At 65.1% G+C, this 2841-nt stretch carries 2 protein-coding genes and 1 CRISPR repeat array; of the genes, one reads left to right on the top strand and one right to left on the bottom strand.

Translation table 11 applies throughout. The annotated features are described in order from the left end of the window. Positions 1–735: 735 nt before the first annotated feature. Positions 736–1005: direct repeats of the CRISPR family, unit length 25 nt; unit sequence GGAACAGCCCCGCCTGCGCGGGGAC. A 727-nt stretch (positions 1006–1732) separates the two neighbouring features. Then, complete coding sequence (locus ALI144C_RS00055; RefSeq protein WP_143230276.1) at positions 1733–1996, bottom strand: hypothetical protein; 264 nt, start codon at positions 1994–1996, stop codon at positions 1733–1735. A gap of 470 nt (positions 1997–2466) precedes the next feature. On the opposite strand from ALI144C_RS00055, the gene ALI144C_RS00060 reads away from it, so the two are divergent. Beyond that, positions 2467–2841: Lrp/AsnC family transcriptional regulator (locus tag ALI144C_RS00060; RefSeq protein WP_076984911.1), on the top strand; the 375-nt coding region annotated here is incomplete at its 3' end.

Below are 2841 nucleotides of genomic sequence, written 5' to 3' on the forward strand. Positions count from 1 at the left end.
GGATCTTCCATACGGTGGATGCGGCGATCGGGTGACCGAGTCGTGCCAGTTCGCCCTGGATGCTCCGGTGACTCCAGCGCGGGTTGTCGTTGGCCAACTGGAGGACGAGCTTCTTGATCGTGGCGTGGGTGGGTGGCCGTCCGTGGGACGTCGGCGTGCGCTGTAGTCCCATTTCGCAGCGATGAACCTGCGGTGCCAGGCCAGGATCGTTGCGGGTTGGACGGGGAAGATCTCGTGCCAGCGGCGTCGGGGGAGCAGCGAGGACACTGCGGCGAACCAGAACCGATCCGCCGGCTCATACCGGACTTGACCGGTGATCTGCCGACGGAGGACGGCGTTCTCGTGCCGGAGCACAAGCAGTTCGGCATCCTTGGTGACATCACGGCGCAGCAACACCGCCGGAACACACAGCAGTCGTCGGGTCAGTTGGTACAGCAGCGACACGATCATTGGACCATGATCTCAATGCCCTCGTCCAGCGCCCTGACCAGGCGCGACGACTTATCGAGCGGCACAAGTCTGGAGGTGATGTCTGTTTTCCCGGTGTCCCGGTTTGTCCAGCAATCTGCTGTGCGGGCCCGGTGTAGGGCTGGCTGGTCGGTGTATTCGGCGACCTCGGTATGCCGAGTCTCCTACAGCACTGACAGCCAGGGTCTCCCTGCGGTTCTCGAAGCGGGAACAGCCCGCCTTGGCGGGGACGACCACACCGTCGACTTCGCGTGGTCGGGCGGAAAGGGAATAGCCCCGCGTGCCCGGGGACGACGAGGCGACCTAGCGGATCATGCTGGCCGACTACGGAACAGCCCCGCCTGCGCGGGGACAACTGATCGGTTCCACGTCACGCACCCACCGTCGACGGAACAGCCCCGCCTGCGCGGGGACAACCTCCGCACACTCCTCCAGCAGATCCAGCAGCCGGGAACAGCCCCGCCTGCGCGGGGACGACCGGGACATGTTCGCAGTCCACGCCTGCAGGTGCGGGAACAGCCCCGCCTGCGCGGGGACGACACACTTCTTGACCAGGCATGTTAGCAACCGGAACGATGTTTTGGATTCACTTTTGGCTTCGGTGCCGGGCGGCGGATACGTGTGGGTGCCTGTCTGGTGGTCCTGCTGAGGGCCTCGGGAGGCGGGTGAAGGTCAGGAGATGGGCAGTTCGGGGTAGCCGCCCCGATCAGGTACTGCCCTTTGCTGGGGTTCGTCGGGGCAGCTGGATTCTGCGGCGGGGGTGATTAGCGGTGCTGGTCGGATCGATCAATGTTGGGGTGGTCGCTCGTTTGGTGGGAGCGGCGTGGGGAGCAAATTGGGAGCCGGTGGATGCGTTCAACTGTGCTGAACTGCTTCCACCGGCTCCCAATGGACCTGTTTGACGTGCGGGAGTTGTGTTTCCGCAGGTCGAGTACGATGATGTCGTACGTTGACACAGTAGGGCTCTTTGAGCTGCTCTCAACTGCGCTCAACGGACGCGAGCGTGCAGGTAACGGCCGTGAATTGGCTGGTGCTTGGGTGGCTTCCCTGAAGTGAGCACTACTGAGAACCGAAGTGAGGTCCTGGTGAATGACGTGACGTCGCAAACCGAGTAAGTGGGGCTGTTCGCGTGTGGTCAAGGTGCGCATTGCGGCCAGGAGGTCGATTGGCGTTTCGACAGCGCTGAACTCCTCGTTGCTGTCCGAGTGCGCGGCAGGCTGCGTGTATCCCTTCGCCGCCAAGCGGCTGACGGGATCGTGCTGGTTTATCGGCTGGCCATCCGCTTCGCCATCGTGAAGAGACAGGCACTGCGTTGGTCACCGCGGATGTCCTTGGGCCACGCCTCGGTGAGCGCGTTGCTGGCCGCCTCGTCAGCGATGTGCGCGCGAAAGCCGCAGTAACACAGGTGGGCGACCACCAGCGCGTGTTTACGCCTGTGGTCGTCGGCGGTCGATGGCTCGGTCTCCAGCAAGTGTGTGAAGGCGGATGGTGACTGCGACCGCGTCGCCGCGCGGACCACCTGTGTCACCACCGTGTCCGCGAGCCGCGCCACGAGATCGGTCGGGCCAATGCCACGGCCAGGGCGGTGATCACGATAGTGCCCACGACCGACCTGGTGACCGGGGCCGCGACGCGAGGTGAAACCCAATGACTGACACAGCAGCCGCATCGCCGACTGGGTGCACGCCAACGTTGACCGCGTCGACTTGCCGCCGGGAAGCGAACCCGAGGTCAGGGTGGTCGACTCTGGCGAGAGTTACACGGCCGTGGGTCCGCGTGGGTGTGGGCGTCCGTTTGGTCGATGTCGCTGCCGTCTGAAGGGCCGCATTTCGGTTTCAGGTGGAAAAGTTCCGACGAGTTCGCAACGTTGTGATCTCTGCGGACGACTACGTGTGCGGGGCGAGAGCGCTCGGTCAGGGGGAGGGTCGAAGTCTTCCTCGGCGGCAGCCTGCTGTTGGTGGCTGTTCCCTGTCGCCGTCGCCGACGACCACCAGGGCGGTGAAGCTGAAGCGACGACCACCCTTCACGATCATCAACGAGCTCAGGCTCAACGGCCGCGCCACGTACGCCGAACTCGGCCGCCAGGTCGGCTTGTCCGCGTCGGCCGTGCACGAGCGCGTCGGCAAGCTCGAAACCAGCGGCGTCATCACCGGCTATCACGCGACCGTCGACCCGAGCGCGATCGGGCTCGGCGTGACCGCCCTCGTGGGCATCCAGCCCTCGGACAACGCCGAGGACAACGAGGTCGCCGTCAAGCTGGGCCAGTTGTCCGAGGTCGAGTCCTGCTACGCGGTCGCGGGCGACGAGGCCTTCGTGGTGAAGGTGCGCGTGCCCACGGTCGACCAACTCGAACGCACGCTCGGGCGGCTGCGC

It is taken from the genome of Actinosynnema sp. ALI-1.44 (assembly GCF_001984155.1).
Classification (GTDB): domain Bacteria; phylum Actinomycetota; class Actinomycetes; order Mycobacteriales; family Pseudonocardiaceae; genus Kibdelosporangium.